We start from the raw sequence: 17,133 nt of genomic DNA, 5'->3' as shown, positions 1-17,133 counted from the left end.
GGGTGGGGTCGCCCCCTCCCCCCCCCCCCCCCCCGCAACCGTACCGATCAACCCTTGCGGCGCTCCACGGCCGCCGCGACCAGACCGGCGAACAGGGGGTGCGGACGGGTGGGACGGGACTTCAGCTCGGGGTGCGCCTGGGTGGCCACCAGGTACGGGTGCACGTCCCGGGGGTACTCGACGTACTCGACCAGGGTGTTGTCCGGAGAAGTGCCGGAGAACACCAGGCCTGCCTTCTTCTCCAGCTCGCCGCGGTAGGCGTTGTTCACCTCGTAGCGGTGGCGGTGCCGCTCCTCGACGTAGGGCTGGCCGCCGTAGACCTCGCGGACGATGGAGCCCTCGGCGAGCTTCGCCGGGTACAGGCCCAGCCTCATGGTGCCGCCGAGATCGCCCTGGCCTGCGACGATGTCGAGCTGCTCGGCCATCGTGGAGATCACCGGGTGCGCGGTCGCCGGGTCGAACTCGGTGGAGTTGGCGTCCGGGATGCCGGCCAGGTTGCGGGCCGCCTCGATGACCACGCACTGCAGGCCCAGGCACAGGCCGAGCAGCGGGATGCGGTTCTCCCGGGCGAAGGTGATCGCCGAGACCTTGCCCTCCACACCGCGGTCGCCGAAGCCGCCGGGCACGCAGATCGCGTCGACGTCGCCGAGCTGGCGGGCCGCGCCGGCCGGGGTCTTGCAGTCGTCCGAGGTGACCCACTTGATGGTGACCTTGGCGTTGTTGGCGAAGCCGCCGGCCCGCAGCGCCTCGGTCACCGACAGGTAGGCGTCGGGCAGGTCGATGTACTTGCCGACGAGGGCGACCTTCACCTCGTGCTCGGGCTGGTGGACCCGCCCCAGCAGGTCGTCCCACTGCGCCCAGTCCACGTCGCGGAAGGGCAGGTTCAGCTTGCGCACGACGTAGGCGTCCAGGCCCTCGGTGTGCAGCACCTTGGGGATGTCGTAGATCGACGGGGCGTCGATCGCGGCGACCACCGCGTCCTCGTCGACGTCGCACATCAGCGAGATCTTGCGCTTGATCGAGGTCGGCACGTCACGGTCGGCGCGCAGAACGATGGCGTCGGGCTGGATGCCGATGCTCCGCAGCGCGGCCACCGAGTGCTGGGTCGGCTTGGTCTTCAGCTCGCCCGAGGGGCCGATGTACGGGAGCAGCGAGATGTGCACCACGAAGACGTTGTCCCGGCCGACCTCGTGCCGCACCTGCCGCACGGACTCCAGGAAGGGCAGCGACTCGATGTCGCCGACCGTGCCGCCGACCTCCGTGATCACCACGTCCACGTCCTCGGTCGCCATGCGCCGGATACGGGACTTGATCTCGTTGGTGATGTGGGGGATGACCTGCACGGTGTCGCCCAGGTACTCGCCGCGGCGCTCCTTGGCGATGACCGAGGAGTAGATCTGGCCGGTGGTGACGTTGGCCGAACCCGCGAGGTTCACGTCGAGGAAGCGCTCGTAGTGGCCGATGTCCAGGTCGGTCTCGGCGCCGTCGTCCGTGACGAACACCTCACCGTGCTGGAAGGGGTTCATCGTGCCCGGGTCCACGTTGAGATACGGGTCGAGCTTCTGCATGGTGACGCGCAGACCCCGGGCCTTGAGAAGGGCACCGAGGCTGGAGGCGGTCAGGCCCTTGCCGAGCGAGGAGGCGACACCCCCCGTGACGAAGAGATGCTTGGTCGTCGTGGATTTCGGCGGCAGTGCCAACAGGGGGCTCCCGTGGTCGCGAGGTGGTGGTCGGGACGGCACCATGGTGGTGAAGAGGGGTGTCGTCGCGGCGGTTCAGTGGTTCAGCCCACCGGCCCACGGGCTACCAGGGTATCAGTGACGCGCACCAGACGGTGCGGGTGTCTCCTGGGCGACAAACACGGCCACCGGGAGTTGGTACGACAAAATGCACCCGACCGGCGCAGCAGGGGCGGTCGTCGCTTCCGCACCGCCCGCGTTGTCGTCGTATCCTGCTCGGACACATCGATTCGATGCGAGTGAACCGGCACGGCACTACCCCGCCCGCTCCCGGGAAAGAGCTCGTCGACAGATCCACAGACCGCAATCACCGCCCCAGTCCCAAGGGGCGCCGCCGTCGTTTCGACTGGGAGACCTACGTGGCCGGGCGTATCGAGGACTACGCACTCATCGGCGATATGCAGACCGCCGCCCTGGTGTGCCGGGACGGCACGGTCGACTGGCTGTGCCTGCCCCGCTTCGACTCCCCCGCGATCTTCGCGGGCCTGCTCGGCACGGAGGAGCACGGCTACTGGCGGCTCGGCCCCGCCCACGCCGACGGCACCCCGCCGCCGGCCGCCACCCGGCGCCGCTACCGGGGCGACTCCCTGGTGCTGGAGTCCGAGTGGGACACCCCCCGCGGCACGGTCCGTGTGATCGACTTCATGCCGCCGCGTGACGGCGCCCCGCAGCTGATCCGGATCGTCGAGGGCGTCAGCGGACGGGTGCCGATGCGGTCCGCGCTGCGCATGCGCTTCAGCTACGGCTGGGTCGTGCCCTGGGTGCACAAGGTGGGCGAGCGCACGGTCGCCGTGGCCGGCCCCGACTCGGTCTGGCACGACACCGATGTGGAGACGTACGGCAAGCACCTCACCACCTACGCGGACTTCACGGTCTCTCCCGGCGAACGTGTCGCCTTCACCATCAGCTGGCAGCCCTCGCACAAGGAGCCGCCCGCGCTCGCCGAGCCCGAGACGGCGCTGGAGGCCACCGAGGACTTCTGGCGCGAGTGGGTCGCCCAGTGCACCTACCACGGCCCCTACCGGGACGCCGTGGTCCGTTCCCTGATCACCCTCAAGGCCCTGACCTACGGGCCTACCGGCGGCATCGTCGCCGCTCCCACCACCTCCCTGCCCGAGGACATCGGCGGCGTCCGCAACTGGGACTACCGCTTCACCTGGCTGCGCGACGCGGCGATCACCCTGTCCTCCCTGCTGCGCACCGGCTACCGCGATGAGGCCCGCGCCTGGCGCGAGTGGCTGCTGCGCGCGGTCGCCGGCGACCCCGAGAACCTGCAGATCATGTACGGCATCGCCGGCGAGCGCGAGCTCGGCGAGACCGAGCTGGACTGGCTGCCCGGCTACGAGGGCTCGATCCCGGTCCGGGTCGGCAACGGCGCCGCCCACCAGTTGCAGCTCGACGTCTACGGCGAGGTCACCGAGGCCCTGCATCTGGCGCACATGACCGGCCTGGCCCGCAACGACTACGCCTCGCTCCTGCAGATCCGGCTCATCCAGTACCTGGAGGACCACTGGGACGAGCCGGACGAGGGCATCTGGGAGGTCCGCGGCCCGCGCCGGCACTTCGTGCACTCCAAGGTCATGGCCTGGGTCGCCGTCGACCGCACCGTCAAGCTCATCGAGTCGGGCGAGGTCGACGGCCCGCTGGAGCGCTGGCGCGAACTGCGCGACGAGATCCACCGCGACGTCTGCGACCGGGGCTACGACAAGGAGCGCAACACCTTCACGCAGTCCTACGGCTCCCGCGAACTGGACGCCTCGCTGCTGCTCATCCCGCAGGTGGGCTTCCTGCCGCCGGACGACAAGCGCGTGATCGGCACCATCGAGGCGATCCAGCGCGAGCTGTCCACCGAGGACGGCTTCGTGCTGCGCTACCCGACCGACGCCCCGCCCGGTGGCGAGAACCTCGACGGGCTCCCCGGCGACGAGGGCGCCTTCCTCGCCTGCTCGTTCTGGCTCGCCGACGACCTCGCCATGATCGGACGGGTCGACGAGGCCCGCCGGCTCTTCGAGAAGCTGCTCGCGCTCCGCAACGACCTCGGCCTGCTGGCGGAGGAGTGGGACCCGCGGCTGCAGCGGCAGGTCGGCAACTTCCCGCAGGCGTTCAGCCACGTGCCGCTGATCGACACGGCGCTGCGGCTGACCGCGAGCGGCGCCTACGGCGGCTGACCGCGCGGAGGATCGCGGTCCGACCGCCGTCGAGGACAACGCCGAGGGCGCGGGTGCCTTGCCCGGGCTCGCGTCAGGAGTGCGACCACCACCGCGGCTCCGCCGACGCGCCGTCGCGGGCACGGAACCGTTGCGGCGGGGATCATTCTGTCGTGATGATCAGCTTGCCGCGCTTGGCCAGGCCGTTTCGTTCGAGTGCGGTGAGCGCCGGGATGGCCTGCGACAGCGGGACGGTGCGTTCATCGGTTCCGTGTGCGGTAATTCCAGTGGGGTCACAGCGTGACCACGACCTTTCCGTGGACGTGCCGTCCGGCCTGCAGCGCCACGGCGTCACGGATCCTCTCGACGGGGAACTCCGCGGCAATGGGGACGGTGAGCTCGCCCGCGACGATCGCGCCGGTGATCTGCTCCAGCGCGTCAGGCGCCGCATCAAGGCCGCCGGTGGCGCGTATGCCGCCGCGAGGGTCGGGGCCCGCGGCGACCGTGGAGATCCGCTCGGGCATCACGCCGAGCGCCAGCGCGGCCTGCGCCGTCTCCGTGCCGAACAGGTCGGTCGCGGCGGTCACCCCGCCGGGCGCCAGTTCCCTGACCCGGTCTGCCAGCCCGTCGCCGTAGGCCACCGGCTCGGCGCCCAGCCTCCGCAGGAACCCGAAGGTGCCCGGCGAGCAGGTGCCGATCACGGTGGACCCGGCGAGCCTTGCGAGCTGCACGGCGAACACCCCGACTCCGCCGGCGGCTCCTCCGATCAGGACGGTGTCACCGGGCCGCGGGCCGATCGCCGCCAGCGCGGCGGCAGCGGTGAGCCCGGCGACCGCAAGGGTGCTCGCCAGCTTGTCGCTGAGGCCCTGCGGCGTGTGCCACAGCGCATCGGCAGGGGGCCGGGCCACCACATAGTCGGCGATCGCCCTTCCCAGGACGCTGCCGTGGACGCGGTCGCCCACGGCAAAGCCTGTCGCGCCCTCGCCGACCTCGTCGATCACTCCGGCGAGGTCGGACCCGAAGCCGGAGGGCACGGTGATGCCGAACCGCGCCGCCACCTCCGGCTGTGCGGCGATGATCCAGTCCATCGGGTTCAGCCCGGCGGCCGTCACCCGCACCCGGACCTCCCCCGGGCCGGCGTGAGGTTCGGGAACCTCCCTCAACTCCAGCACTTCGGGGCCTCCGAAGGCTTGGTACATCACGGCTCGACTCATGGCCGGCGGACTCCTCGGGAAGTGACGGGACTTGGTTCCATCACCGTAGAACGACTGACGGGACTTGGTTCCATCACCGGCGTGAATCGACGGAACCAAGCCCCCTACACTGCGTTCATGGCTCGCTGGGAACCGAACGCAGCAGAACGGCTCGCTCACGCCGCCCTCGCCCTGTTCGCCGAGAGGGGCTACGAGAACACGACCGTGATCGACATCGCCAAGCGCGCGGGACTGGGGAAGACCACCTTCTTCCGGCACTTCCAGGACAAGCGGGAAGTGCTCTTCGGCAGCGACACGATGAACGGCCTGCTGACCGTGGCGATCGACGCGGTGCCGGCGGACGCCACCCCGCTCGAGGCGGTCGCTCATGCGCTGGTCGCCGCAGGCGCGGAGGTCTTCACACCCGATCGCCGCGAGTTCATCGCCCGCAGACAGGCGGTCATCGCCGCCAACCCCGAACTGCGTGAGCGCGAGGCGCTGAAGAACCTCTCCCTCAACGCGTCGATGACCGAGGCGCTCAAACGGCGCGGCGTACCCGACCTGACCGCTCGCGTCGCCGCGGAACTCGGCGCGCTCGCCGCAACGCTGGCCTACGAACGCTGGAGCGGGACGGCCGCCGGTGACGACTTCGGCGAGATCGCGAGACAGGCACTCGACGAGGTGCAGGCGTCCACGGCCCTCTGCTGACGGGGCAGCGCCTCGCGGGGCGGGTTCAGCCGGAGGTCAGCTCGTCGTAGATGGCCAGCACTTGGGCGACCGTGTCGTCCTCGGTCGGCCAGGTGGCGGCCTGCACGGGACCGGCCGCGGCCAGCGTCTGACGCCGCGCCGGGTCCGCCAGCAGACGTGTGACGGCGTCGGCGAGCGTCTTCGGGTTGCCGTAGGGCACCAGGACCGCCGCTTCGCCGACGAGTTCGGCCGTACCGCCGACGGCGGTGGCCACCAACGGCACCCCCGCGTGCAGCGCCTCATGTGCGATCAGCGGGCGCGCCTCCCAGCGCGACGGCAGCACCACCACGTCGGCGGCGGCGAGCAGCTCCGGAACGTCGTCGCGGCGGCCGAGCAGCCGGACCGGCAGCCGCTCGGCGTCGATCCGCTCCTGCAGTTCCGCCCGTTGCGCCCCCTCGCCCGCGATGAGCAGCAACGGCGCCGGATCCAGCCCCGCCCAGCCGTGTGCCGCGTCCAGCAGCAGGTGGTAGCCCTTGCTCGGCTCCAGACGGCCCGCCGCGAGCAGCAACGGCCGCTGCCCCACGGCGAACTCGTTCCTGGTCTTCTCCCGGCGGCGCTCCGCCTCCGCCACGGTCTCGGCGGACGGCGCGGTCCGGGGCGGCGCAGGGACCCCGACCGGTCCGAGCCGGGCGTCCCGGGCCCCTGCCGCTCGGGCCCTGTCCACCAGGTCCGACGAGGCGCCCAGCACGACCGCCGCCACCCGCGTCACCCGCCGCTCCAGCATCCGCAGCGCCCGCCCCCGCGCTCCCTCGGCCGGCACCGCGCCGTGCCAGGTCACCACCAGCGGCGTACGGCGCCCGCTCAGCGCCATGGTGGCGAGCAGTCCGGACCGCAGCCCGTGCGCGTGCACCACATCAGCCCCGGCACAGGCCGCCCGCAGCGCCGTCACCACGGCCGCGTCGGCCCGCGGTCGCCAGCGGCGCGCGATCTCGACGGGAGCGAAACGCGCCCCCGCCGCCCCGAACCCGTACCGTTCCTCGGCCTCGCCAGGCCCGCAGACCGTCACCTGGACGCCGCGCGCCACCAACCCGGCCGCCACGGAAGCGACATGGGACCTCGCCGTCTCACCCAGCACGTGGACGGCGTGCAGTTGCCCGTGCAAGGGGCTCGGTGAACTGCTCACGCGGGGTCGCGCTCCTGACTCGGCATCGTGCGGAGGACGGCGGGGCTGCTCCTTCAAGGATGCCAGGCCGATAGGCCATCCAGGGAGCGATGCCCCACCTCCACCCGGCCACACGTACGCGGGACCACCCTTACGAGTGCCCTCCGCTCCCCCATCGCGCGCACCCGACCGGACGAGGGCCGCATTCGCGCCGTCTGACACCCCGTCGGCGGACGCCGGCCGACTGCGCCGCGAGACGACGCCCCGGCACAGCGCGGACCCTCGGGCGACGTCGCGGGCTCCGGCACCCGGCCGTACGCACCGCCTGGGCACGCACCGCCCCGGCCGCGGGAGCGGCCGCCACGCCCCCGCTCCGCGGATCTCCCCCCGCACCGCCCGGCAGGAAGGCGACACAGGCGACGTACCCGCACAGCGCGGACCGCCGCCGGTTCGCGCCGCAGCGCCGGTTCGTGCCCCACCGCCCCGTGGCGTCAGCGCGCCTCGCGGGCCGCGGCCAGCAGTTCCTCCGCGTGGGCGCGGCCGAGCTCCGAGTCCTCCAGTCCGGCGAGCATCCGGGAGAGCTCGCGTACGCGCTCCTCTCCCTCGAGGACCCGCACGCCACTGCGTGTGACGGACCCGTCGTTGGTCTTCTCCACCAGCAGCTGCCGGTCCGCGAACGCGGCCACCTGGGGCAGGTGGGTGACGACCACGACCTGCGCGGTCCGCGCCAGGCGCGCCAGGCGCCGGCCGACCTCGACGGCCGCCTTGCCGCCGACGCCCGCGTCGACCTCGTCGAACAGATACGTCGGCACCGGGTCCGACCCGGCGAAGACGACCTCGACGGCGAGCATCACGCGGGACAGCTCGCCGCCCGACGCCCCCTTGGCGATCGGCCTGGCCGGGGCGCCCGGATGCGGCGCGAGCTGCAGCTCGACCTCGTCCGCGCCCGTCGGGCCGAAGGCGACCCGGCGGCCGCCGACCTCGATGCCCTCCTCGTCCTCGACCTGCCGGAGGGCGACGCCGACGCGGGCGTGCGGCATCGCGAGCTGGGCGAGCTCCGCCGTGACGGCCCCGGCGAAGCGGTCCGCCGCCTCGGCCCGCGCGTCGGTGAGCGCCTGCGCGAGGTCGCCGAGCTCGGTGCGCAGCGCCTCGCGCTCCGCCGCCAGCTCCCCGATCCGCTCGTCGTCGCCCTCCAGCTCGACCAACCGGGCCGCGCCCTGCTCGGCCCACGCCAGGACGGCGTCGGTCGTCTCCCCGTACTTGCGCAGCAGGTGGGCGAGCACGGCCCGCCGTTCCTCCACGGCCGCCAGGCGCCGCGGGTCGGCGTCCAGGTTGTCGGCGTACCCGGCGAGCTCACCCGCCACGTCGCCGAGGAGGATGCCGATCTCGCCGATCCGGTCCGAGAGCGCGGCCAGCGCAGGATCGTGCGAGCGCACGGCGTCCAGCGCGCGCTGCGCACCCGCGACGAGCAGGCCCGCGTCGGCGCCCTCGGGGTCTTCGGGGTTCCCGGCGAGCGCGGCGTGCGCGACAGCCGCTGCGGACGCCAGCGCCTCGGCGTGACCCAGCCGCTCCGCCTCCGCCGCCAGGTCGGCGTCCTCGCCGGGCAGCGGCTCGGCGGCCGCCACCTCTCCCAGGCCGAACCGCAGCAGATCCGCCTCCTGGGCCCGCTCACGGGCCCGCGTGGTCAGCGCGTCCAGCTCGCCCGCGACCTCGCGCAGCCTCCGGTAGGCGGCCGCGTACTTGGCCAGCGGCACGGCGACGGCGTCGCCCGCGTACCGGTCCAGCGCCTCCCGCTGCCGGGCCGGCCGCAGCAGGCCCTGCTGGTCGGTCTGGCCGTGGACGGCGACCAGCTCGTCCGCCAGCTCTCCCAGCAGCCCGACGGGGACGGACCGACCGCCCACGAAGGCCCGCGAACGGCCCTCCGCCGAAACAGTGCGGCTGATGAGCAGCGCGCCGTCGTCCAGCTCGGCGCCGGCCTCCTCGGCCCGCACAGCGGCGGGCGCGTCGGCGTCCAGCGAGATCCGTCCCTCGACGGACGCCGATTTCGTCCCGATCCGGACCAGACCGGGATCGGCACGCCCGCCCAGCAGCAGCCCGAGGCTCGTGACGACCATGGTCTTGCCCGCGCCGGTCTCACCCGTCACCGCGGTGAAGCCGGGCGACAACTCCACCACGGCGTCCTCGATGACTCCCAGCGACCGGATCCGCATTTCCTCCAACACGGATACGACCATACGAGGTTTGCGGCCCGCCGCGCGACGGGCCTCACCCCTGGGGGGAAACTCAGTGCGGCGCGCCCCGCCATCCCGCCACCGGCAGCGCGAACTTCGCGACCAGCCGGTCCGTGAAAGAGGCGTGGTGGAGCCGCGCGAGCCGGACCGGCACCGCGCCCCGCCGGACCTCCACACGGGCCCCGGCCGGCAGGTCCACCGTGCGCCGCCCGTCGCACCACAGCACGCCGTGCGGGGTCTCCGGCTGCACCTCCACCGCCAGCACCGACCTCGGCGAGGTCACCAGCGGCTTCGCGAAGAGCGCGTGCGCGCTGATCGGCACCATCAGCAGCGCCTCCACCTCGGGCCATACCACCGGCCCGCCGGCGGAGAAGGCGTACGCGGTCGAACCGGTCGGAGTCGCCATCACCACCCCGTCGCCGCCGAAGCGGGAGACCGGACGGCCGTCCACCTCCGTGACGACCTCCAGCAGCCGCTCACGGGCCTGCTTCTCCACCGAGGCCTCGTTCAGCGCCCAGTCGGTGTGGACGACCCGGCCGTCGTTGCGCACCAGGACGTCGATCGTCATGCGCTCCTCGACCTCGTAGTCGCGATTGACCACCCGGTCGACGACCTTGTCCAGGTCGTCGCGCTCCGCCTCCGCGAGGAAACCGACCCGGCCCAGGTTGACCCCGAGCATCGGCACCCCGGAGGCCCGGGCGAACTCCGCGCCGCGCAGCAACGTGCCGTCACCCCCGAGGACGACGATCAGCTCGCAGTCCGCGACGGTCTGCGGGCCGATCTCCCGCACCCGCTGCACCGCGCCGTCCCCGGGCAGCGTCAGGTCTTCGGCCTCTTCGGCCAGCACCCGCACCCCGATGCCGCAGCGCTTGAGCCCCTGGACCACGCGCTCGGCGCTGCGGACGGCCGCCGGCCGCCCGGTGTGGGCGAGCAGGAAGACGGTGCGCCCGGAGGTCTCGCCCGGATCGCGGCACTCGGAGGACTCGGGGGACTCGGGGGACTCGGCAGGCTCGGAAGCCGCAGGGGGCGCGGGCAACGCGGAGAACTCGCCCGCCTCATGGGTCTCGTGTGTCTCGCTCAACGGGGGCCCTCCGCCACAGCGCGGTCGACGTCCGCCGGGTCCAGTTCAGGCGCCCCGGCGCGCAGCCACAGAAAATACTCCACATTCCCCGACGGTCCCGGCAACGGGCTCGCGGTCACGCCCAGCACCCCCAGTCCGAGTGCGGCCGCCTGCCCGGCGACCTGGCGTACGGTCTCGGCGCGCAACTCGGCGCTGCGGACGACACCGCCGCTGCCCAGTCGCTCCTTGCCCACCTCGAACTGCGGCTTGACCATCAGGACCAGATCCGCGTCGGGTGCGGCGCAGCGTACAAGGGCGGGCAGGACGAGCCCGAGCGGGATGAACGACAGGTCGCCGACGACGAGGTCCACCGGCCTGCCGTCGATCTGCTCGAGCGTCAGCTCGCGGACGTTGGTGCGGTCCTTCACGGTGACGCGTTCATCGCTCTGCAGCGACCACGCGAGCTGCCCGTAGCCCACGTCCACGGCGACGACGTGCGCCGCGCCGTTGCGCAGCAGGACATCGGTGAAGCCGCCCGTGGACGCCCCGGCGTCCAGCGCGCGGCGCCCCTCCACGAGCAGCCCGTGCGGTACGAACGCCGCGAGCGCCCCGGCCAGCTTGTGCCCGCCGCGCGAGACGTAGTCCGGGTCCGAGTCGTCCTTGGCCACGACGACCGCGGCGCTGGTCTCCACCTGGGTGGCGGCCTTCGTCGCGGTCGTCCCGCCCACGGTCACCCGGCCGGCCGCGATCAGCTGCCCGGCGTGCTCCCGCGAGCGGGCGAGGTTCCGGCGCACCAGCTCGGCGTCGAGTCGGCGTCGTGCCACGTGAGGTTCAGCTCCTGTTGTCGTCGTCGAGTCTCGTGAGCGTGTCGCGCAGCCCACGATGTACATCCTCGTACACCTCGACGTGGTCCTCGGTGGGAAGCCGATCGGCATCCCGCAGGCGGACAAGGACGGCGTCCACCTCCGTATTCCCCGTGGCGTCCAGCACGACGCCCAGCGGGCGCGGCCCCGGCGCGGCGCCCGCCGCCGCCTCGGCCGGGCCCTCGGCCCCTGCTTCCGCTCCGGGCGCGTGTGCCACGCCCTCGGGCCCGGTCTCAGTCACGCCCCTTCGCCTCCTGGGTACGGGCCGCCGTCTTCTTGGCCGCGGCCGTCCTGGCAGCCGTCTTCGCCGCAGCCGTCGTCTTCGCCGCAGCCGTCGTCTTCTTCGCGGCAGCAGCCGTGCCGGCCGCTGAGGCCGCCTTCTCGGCAGTCCTGGCAGTCTCCTTGGCCGGGGCTGCCGACGCTCGCTTGTTCGCGGCCGTCGTCTTCCTCGTGGCAGCAGCCGTGCCGGCCGCCGAGGCCGTCTTCTTCGCGGCGGTCGTCTTCTTGGCTGCGGCCGTCTTCTTCGCGGCGGTCGCCTTCTTGGCGGCGGCCGTCTTCCTCGCCGCCGTCGTCTCCTTTGCCGCGGGGGCCTTCGGCGGCACGGCGTTCTTGCGCGCCACCGGCACAGCAGCCGCCGCGGGCGCAGCCTCTCCGGACTCCGCGGGCGCCGTCGTCCCGGATACCCCAGGCGCCGCAGGAACCGTCGCGGGCGCGGCGTTCTTGCGCCCCACCGGAGTGGCCGCCGCCGTGTCCGTCACCACCGGCTTCTCCTCTTGCGCTGCCGCAGAGGACGCCGCCGGCGCGTCGACCGGCGCACGCTCCACCGGCGGCTGCGGCGGCACGTGCGGACCCGGCTCCGCCTCGTCGGCGAGGTCGACCGCAACCGGCCCGCGGTCGCCCTCCTCCAGGTTGCGGATGCGCCGCTCCAGTGCCTCCAGGACGACACCGACCTTGGTGACCTCGTCCGCGAGCCGTCCGACCCGGCTCATCGCCTTCTCGATCTCCTCCCGGACCAGCCCCACGAGCAAGTCGCGGTTGGCCCGTCCCGATGCCATCAGCTCGTCCGCGAGCACCTGCACCTCGGGCGGGATCCGCTCTCCGATGCTCCGCTGGACGGCGCCGACGTCTATCCCGGTCTGGTCGAGCAGTTCCTTCGCCGCACCGACCGCCCGTCGCCGGGTGGCCTCGGTCAGGCCGCCCGCGATCTGCAGACACGTCCGCAACGCGTCCCGCATACGTCCTCACTCCTCGCCGTCACCAGTTCCCAGACTTCGTCGGTCACGACGCTACCGCCTATGGCGTCGCATCTCCCCGGCAGTTCCGCTGCGGTACGGTCGGTCAGCAACAGCAGGACCAAGCCTGCACAACCTCAACACCAGCACCACCACCGGCATCACCAGCCGACGTCCGAACGGGAGACGCACGACCCATGGCGACCATCGAGGAGTGCCGCAGCGCGCTCGAGCGGCTGTCCGAGAACCTCGCCAGGACGGAGGGCGACCTCCGCAGCGCCGCCGCACTCGACCGCTCGCTCAGCTGCCGCATCACCGATCTCGACGTGACCTTCGTGGGACGCCTGGTGGACGGCCGGATCCAGGACGTGGTCACCGTTCAGGGGCCGCCCGCCGAACGCGCCGAGATAAGGCTCACCATGGCCGGCGACGACCTCGTCGCGCTCGTGGACGGCAGACTGCACTTCGCGAAGGCCTGGGGCAGCGGCAGGGTCAAGCTGGAGGCAGGCCTGCGCGACCTGCTGCGGCTGCGCAAGCTCCTTTAGCACCCTCTCAGCGCCGCCTAGAGCCCCAGCCGGTCCAGCGCCTTCCCCGCGTCCAGGTCGCAGGAGCCGTCCCCGGCCCGGGTCCAGGCCGCGGCGCACAGCGCCCGCAGACCGTCCATGGGTTCGCCGTTCCCGTCGAGCACAAGCGCCGCGTCGCCGACCGAGGCGGTCCAGCCCCCGCAGCGGTGGGCGCCGCCGCCGGCCGCCGTGACCTCGGGCTGCGGGGTCAGCAGCCCGCGCAGGTCCGCGTCCACAAAGCTGGGCCGGTGCTCGGGCGGAGCGGCGAGCAGCAGCGCGGGGGTGGTGACGCCGGTGAGCACCAGCAGCGAGTCGACGCCGCCGGCGTGCGCGCCCTCTATGTCCGTGTCGAGCCGGTCGCCGACCACCAGCGGCCGCCGTGCGCCGGTCCTGATGACCGTCTCGCGGTGCATGGGCGGCAGCGGCTTGCCCGCGACCTGCGGGACACCGCCGGTCGCGATCCGGACGACCTCGACGAGCGCCCCGTTCCCCGGCGCGGTGCCGCGCGCGGTCGGGATGGTCAGATCGGTGTTGGACGCGAACCACGGCACGCCGCGGCCCACCGCGTAGGCGGCCTCGGCGAGCTGCTCCCAGGACACCTCGGGCGAGTATCCCTGCACGACCGCGGCGGGGTCGTCGTCCGCGGAGTCGACGGGACGGAGCCCTCGCTCCCGCAACGCCACCATCAGTCCCTCGCCGCCGACCGCGAGCACCCGCGCCCCCGCCGGGACCTGATCCGCGATCAGCCGGGCCACCGCCTGTGCCGAGGTGACGACCTCCTCGGCCTCGGCCGGCACGCCGAGCCGCGTCAGGTGCTCGGCGACGGTCCGCGGGGTTCGGGCGGCGTTGTTGGTGACGTACGCCAGCCGCATACCGTGCGCCCGCGCCACGCCGAGTGACTCGACGGCGTGCGCGATCGCGTCACCACCCGCATAGACCACTCCGTCGAGGTCGAGCAGAGCCGTGTCGTACGCCTGGTCAAGAGGCCTTTCGCTGCCGGCCGGGCCGGTCCGGTGGTTCATCGGGCGGTCGCTCCTCGTATGTCGTCGACAACTCGGCACACTTCGCGCACATGACCCGCGTAGCATGCCCGGATGAGCAATTCCGGACCCGCTGTACAGGGCTTGCGGCTGGCGCCGTTCCGCGCGCTCCGCTACGTCCCCGAGCGGGTCGGCAGCCTGGCCGCGGTCACCTCGCCACCGTACGACGTCGTCGTCCGGCCCGAGGGCCAGCGGCACCTGGAGACAGCCGACCCGCACAATGTCGTGCGGCTCATCCTGCCCACCGCCGAGCCCCCGGACGGCCGGCACCGCAAGGCCGCCTGGGCGCTGTTCCAGTGGCAGCAGGAAGGCGTCCTGGCCCTCGACCCCAAGCCTGCCCTGTACGTGTACGAGCAGCGCGAGGGCGATCGGGTCCAGCGCGGCCTCATCGGCGCCCTGCGGCTGACGCCTCCCGAGGAGCGGATCGTGCTGCCGCACGAGGACGTGATGCCCGGCCCGGTGGCCGACCGCGCGGCCCTCATGCGTGCCACCGCCGCCAACCTCGAACCGCTGCTGCTGGCCTACCGGGGCAACGACGGGGAGGCCGCCGAGGTCGTCGAACGCACCGTCGCCGAACCGCCCCTGCTGGCCACGACGACCGAGGACGGCATCCAGCACCGGCTGTGGGCGATCACCGACCCGCAGGCGATCGCGGCGGTCGACGCGGACCTGTCCCGGCACCAGGCCGTCATCGCCGACGGCCACCACCGCTGGGCCACCTATCTGCTGCTGCAGGCCGAGCACGAGACCCCGAGCCCTTGGGACTACGGCCTGGTGCTGCTGGTGGACACCGCCCGCTACCCGCTGCGGGTCCGCGCCATCCACCGTGTGCTGCCGCAACTGCCCATCAGCCGCGCGGTCGAGGCGGCCCGCGCCGTCTTCCGCGTGCGCGAGCTGCCGGGGGCCCTGCCGGAGGCCCTCGCCGCCCTGGAGGCCGCCGCGGGCGAGGGCAACGCGTTCCTGCTCACCGGCGACGGCCGGTTCCACCTCCTGGACCGGCCCGACCCGGATGCTCTCGACCGGGCCATCCCGCGCGACCGGCCCCAGCAGTGGCGGCAGCTGGACGCAACCGTGCTGCACAGCCTGCTCCTGGACCGGATCTGGCACGTGCCCGACGCTCCCGAGCACATCCACTACATCCACGACACGGTGGCCGCGGTCGAGCGCGCCGAGCAGTTCGGCGGTACGGCCGTGCTCATCCATCCGGTGCGCGAGAGCGTCGTCCACGACCTGGCCAAACAGGGCGTGACGATGCCGCGCAAATCGACCTCGTTCGGCCCCAAGCCGGCGACCGGCCTGGTGCTGCGCAGTCTGGAACTCGACGGCACCTCCTCCTGAGCCCGGGCAGCAGGAAGGGCGGCATCCGCGCACTGCGGATGCCGCCCTCAACTGTCTGCGATTCGCTGTCGGCGATCAGCCCTCTGTGTGCTTGGAGGGCTCCTTGAACGGGTCGTCCAGGAACGCCGTCGGGTCCGCCTCGTCGGTCAGGTCGACGTCTGGCTCACCTGTGACACCGACCTCGCGGTCCTGCCGTCCGCTGCTCGCGCCGTCCTTGCCGGCCGCGTCAGAGGCCTCGGCATGTGGGGCGTCCGCGTCGGCGGTGTCGGTGTCGGTGTCGGTGTCCTCAGCATCCGCCACACCGGCCTCGTCCGCCGTCGGCTCCACGTCCGCGGACTCGTCCAGGGCGTCCACGAAGGCAACCCCATCCAGCTGTGCCAGCCGGTCGGAGGCGTCCGTGCTGCCACTCTGGTCGGCTTCCAGCGACTTGGCGAACCACTCGCGGGCCTCGTCGTCGCGCCCAGCGGCAAGCAGAGCGTCGGCGTACGCGTAGCGCAGTCGCGCCGTCCACGGGTGCACGGCGTTGGACGCCAGCTCGGGGCTCTGCAGAGTGACGACGGCGGCGTCGATCTGACCCATGTCGCGCCGCGCACCCGCGGCCACCAGGCGCATCTCCACCTGTCCGGCGCGGTCCAGCTTGTGCACCTCCGGCGCGCCCGCCATCTCCAGCGCACGCTCCGGACGGCCCAAGCCGCGCTCGCAGTCCGCCATGACCGGCCACAGGTCGACCGTGCCCGTCATCCGTCGGCACGCGCGGAACTCTGCAAGCGCCTCGGCGTACCGCTCCGTGGCGTACGAGGCGAACCCGGCCGCCTCACGCACAGCGGCGACGCGGGACGCGAGTCGCAGGGCCACCCTGGAGTAGCCATAGGCCAGATCCGGGTCCTCGTCCAGCAGCCGGGCCACCATCACGAGGTTCCGTGCCACGTCGTCGGCAAGCGTCTTGGGCAGGCTCATCAGCTCCTGACGCACACTGGGGTCGATCTCCTGACCCGTGACGTCGTCCGGGATCGGCAGCCGCTTGACGGGCTCCCGCTCCTCACGGCGCTCGTCTCGGCCCCGGGTGTTCTCGAACCGCCCGCGCCCCTGCACATACGGCCGTCGGCCCCCGCTCTGGTCCCGCTCGTCCCGACGCGGGCCACGGGGATGCTCGTCGCGGCGGTAGCCACCGCGGTCGTCGTCCCGGCGCGGAGCACGAGGCCGCTCGTCACGACGGAACCCACCACGGTCATCGCGCGGACGATCGTCACGGGGCCGGTCAAAGCGCGGACGATCATCACGCGGCCGGTCATCGCGCGGCCGGTCGAATCGCGGACGGTCGTCACGACGGAACCCACCACGGTCGTCGTCCCGACGCGGACCACGAGGCCGCTCGTCACGACGGTCATCACGACGGAACCCACCACGGTCATCACGCGGACGATCATCACGGGGCCGGTCAAAGCGCGGACGATCATCACGCGGCCGATCGTCACGGGGCCGGTCAAAGCGCGGACGATCATCACGCGGCCGATCAACGCGCGGACGGTCGAACCGCGGACGGTCATCACGATTGAACCCACGATCGTCACGACGGTCATCACGCGGACGATCCTCGTACCGCCCCCGCGGACGGTCGTCGGGCCGACGATAACCGCCGCCGGTGCGGTCGCCTTCGCGCCGGGGGCCGCCGCTGCGGTACCCACCCCGATCGCCGCCCTGGCGCGGGGTGCGCCGCTCAGGCCGATCCGGCCGTTCCTCGGGTGAGTTGGACATCGACGTGACTCCTGTCATTTGTACTGCTGTAGTGCCAGTCTCTCGTACCAGTCCGCGAACTGCGCACCACGCGAAAAACAAAAGGACCCCCGGTCCCAGCGCTGTGGCCAGGACCGAGGGTCC

General features: G+C 72.8%; 15 protein-coding genes. 5 read left to right on the top strand and 10 right to left on the bottom strand.

What is annotated here, in order from left to right; all coding sequences use genetic code 11:
- Positions 1–47: 47 nt before the first annotated feature.
- The gene (locus tag ACRWND_RS28225) at positions 48–1,694 is read right to left on the bottom strand and encodes a CTP synthase (RefSeq protein WP_431954345.1); all 1,647 of its coding nucleotides are present in this window, start codon (positions 1,692–1,694) and stop codon (positions 48–50) included.
- A 404-nt stretch (positions 1,695–2,098) separates the two neighbouring features.
- Between ACRWND_RS28225 and ACRWND_RS28220 the strand changes: the two genes are divergently transcribed.
- Complete coding sequence (locus ACRWND_RS28220; RefSeq protein ID WP_431954342.1) at positions 2,099–3,907, top strand: glycoside hydrolase family 15 protein; 1,809 nt, start codon at positions 2,099–2,101, stop codon at positions 3,905–3,907.
- A 272-nt stretch (positions 3,908–4,179) separates the two neighbouring features.
- Here ACRWND_RS28220 and ACRWND_RS28215 read toward each other — a convergent pair whose 3' ends face one another.
- Positions 4,180–5,100 (bottom strand): NADP-dependent oxidoreductase, encoded by a 921-nt coding sequence (locus tag ACRWND_RS28215; protein ID WP_431954340.1) that lies wholly within the window; start codon positions 5,098–5,100, stop codon positions 4,180–4,182.
- Positions 5,101–5,217: 117 nt separating this feature from the next.
- Between ACRWND_RS28215 and ACRWND_RS28210 the strand changes: the two genes are divergently transcribed.
- Positions 5,218–5,787, top strand: coding sequence for a TetR/AcrR family transcriptional regulator (locus ACRWND_RS28210; protein ID WP_431954338.1), 570 nt, complete (start codon positions 5,218–5,220; stop codon positions 5,785–5,787).
- Positions 5,788–5,812: 25 nt separating this feature from the next.
- On the opposite strand, the gene ACRWND_RS28205 is transcribed toward ACRWND_RS28210, so the two are convergent.
- From ACRWND_RS28205 to ACRWND_RS28180, 6 genes are all read right to left on the bottom strand, one after another.
- Positions 5,813–6,949 (bottom strand): glycosyltransferase family 4 protein, encoded by a 1,137-nt coding sequence (locus tag ACRWND_RS28205; RefSeq protein WP_431954336.1) that lies wholly within the window; start codon positions 6,947–6,949, stop codon positions 5,813–5,815.
- 470 nt (positions 6,950–7,419) lie between these two features.
- A complete protein-coding gene (gene recN / locus ACRWND_RS28200; RefSeq protein ID WP_431954334.1) occupies positions 7,420–9,162 on the bottom strand; it encodes a DNA repair protein RecN in 1,743 nt (580 codons plus the stop codon).
- Positions 9,163–9,211: 49 nt separating this feature from the next.
- Positions 9,212–10,240, bottom strand: coding sequence for an NAD kinase (locus tag ACRWND_RS28195; RefSeq protein ID WP_431954332.1), 1,029 nt, complete (start codon positions 10,238–10,240; stop codon positions 9,212–9,214).
- A complete protein-coding gene (locus ACRWND_RS28190; RefSeq protein ID WP_431954330.1) occupies positions 10,237–11,043 on the bottom strand; it encodes a TlyA family RNA methyltransferase in 807 nt (268 codons plus the stop codon). Before ACRWND_RS28190 ends, ACRWND_RS28195 begins: the two co-directional genes overlap by 4 nt.
- Before the next feature lie 7 nt (positions 11,044–11,050).
- A complete protein-coding gene (locus ACRWND_RS28185; protein WP_431954328.1) occupies positions 11,051–11,323 on the bottom strand; it encodes a hypothetical protein in 273 nt (90 codons plus the stop codon).
- Positions 11,316–12,317, bottom strand: a complete 1,002-nt coding sequence (locus tag ACRWND_RS28180) for a histone (protein WP_431954326.1) — start codon at positions 12,315–12,317, stop codon at positions 11,316–11,318. The genes ACRWND_RS28185 and ACRWND_RS28180 overlap by 8 nt, the downstream gene beginning before the upstream one ends.
- 194 nt (positions 12,318–12,511) lie before the next feature.
- Here ACRWND_RS28180 and ACRWND_RS28175 point away from each other — a divergent pair, with 194 nt between their 5' ends.
- The gene (locus ACRWND_RS28175; RefSeq protein ID WP_431954324.1) at positions 12,512–12,859 is read left to right on the top strand and encodes a sterol-binding protein; all 348 of its coding nucleotides are present in this window, start codon (positions 12,512–12,514) and stop codon (positions 12,857–12,859) included.
- Positions 12,860–12,876: 17 nt separating this feature from the next.
- Here ACRWND_RS28175 and ACRWND_RS28170 read toward each other — a convergent pair whose 3' ends face one another.
- Positions 12,877–13,899 carry an HAD-IIA family hydrolase gene (locus tag ACRWND_RS28170; RefSeq protein WP_431954322.1) on the bottom strand — a complete coding sequence of 341 codons (1,023 nt, stop codon included), beginning with the start codon at positions 13,897–13,899 and terminating at the stop codon, positions 12,877–12,879.
- A 72-nt stretch (positions 13,900–13,971) separates the two neighbouring features.
- Between ACRWND_RS28170 and ACRWND_RS28165 the strand changes: the two genes are divergently transcribed.
- Positions 13,972–15,255 (top strand): DUF1015 family protein, encoded by a 1,284-nt coding sequence (locus tag ACRWND_RS28165; RefSeq protein WP_431954320.1) that lies wholly within the window; start codon positions 13,972–13,974, stop codon positions 15,253–15,255.
- Between the two features lie 75 nt (positions 15,256–15,330).
- On the opposite strand, the gene ACRWND_RS28160 is transcribed toward ACRWND_RS28165, so the two are convergent.
- Positions 15,331–16,227 carry a tetratricopeptide repeat protein gene (locus tag ACRWND_RS28160; protein ID WP_431954344.1) on the bottom strand — a complete coding sequence of 299 codons (897 nt, stop codon included), beginning with the start codon at positions 16,225–16,227 and terminating at the stop codon, positions 15,331–15,333.
- A 174-nt stretch (positions 16,228–16,401) separates the two neighbouring features.
- Here ACRWND_RS28160 and ACRWND_RS28155 point away from each other — a divergent pair, with 174 nt between their 5' ends.
- Complete coding sequence (locus ACRWND_RS28155) at positions 16,402–17,001, top strand: hypothetical protein (RefSeq protein WP_431954318.1); 600 nt, start codon at positions 16,402–16,404, stop codon at positions 16,999–17,001.
- Positions 17,002–17,133: the final 132 nt, after the last annotated feature.

Source organism: Actinacidiphila sp. bgisy167, assembly GCF_965342175.1.
In the GTDB taxonomy this organism is placed as follows: domain Bacteria; phylum Actinomycetota; class Actinomycetes; order Streptomycetales; family Streptomycetaceae; genus Actinacidiphila.
This window is presented reverse-complemented; position numbering and strand designations above follow the sequence as displayed.

What these genes read in the sequence shown, in the direction of transcription:
- ACRWND_RS28215 (WP_431954340.1), bottom strand. Translation starts at nt 5,100, where the DNA reads ATGAGTCGAGCCGTGATGTACCAAGCCTTCGGAGGCCCCGAAGTGCTG.
- ACRWND_RS28210 (WP_431954338.1), top strand. Translation starts at nt 5,218, where the DNA reads ATGGCTCGCTGGGAACCGAACGCAGCAGAACGGCTCGCTCACGCCGCC.
- recN (WP_431954334.1), bottom strand. Translation starts at nt 9,162, where the DNA reads ATGGTCGTATCCGTGTTGGAGGAAATGCGGATCCGGTCGCTGGGAGTC.
- ACRWND_RS28180 (WP_431954326.1), bottom strand. Translation starts at nt 12,317, where the DNA reads ATGCGGGACGCGTTGCGGACGTGTCTGCAGATCGCGGGCGGCCTGACC.
- ACRWND_RS28175 (WP_431954324.1), top strand. Translation starts at nt 12,512, where the DNA reads ATGGCGACCATCGAGGAGTGCCGCAGCGCGCTCGAGCGGCTGTCCGAG.
- ACRWND_RS28170 (WP_431954322.1), bottom strand. Translation starts at nt 13,899, where the DNA reads ATGAACCACCGGACCGGCCCGGCCGGCAGCGAAAGGCCTCTTGACCAG.
- ACRWND_RS28165 (WP_431954320.1), top strand. Translation starts at nt 13,972, where the DNA reads ATGAGCAATTCCGGACCCGCTGTACAGGGCTTGCGGCTGGCGCCGTTC.
- ACRWND_RS28155 (WP_431954318.1), top strand. Translation starts at nt 16,402, where the DNA reads ATGCTCGTCGCGGCGGTAGCCACCGCGGTCGTCGTCCCGGCGCGGAGC.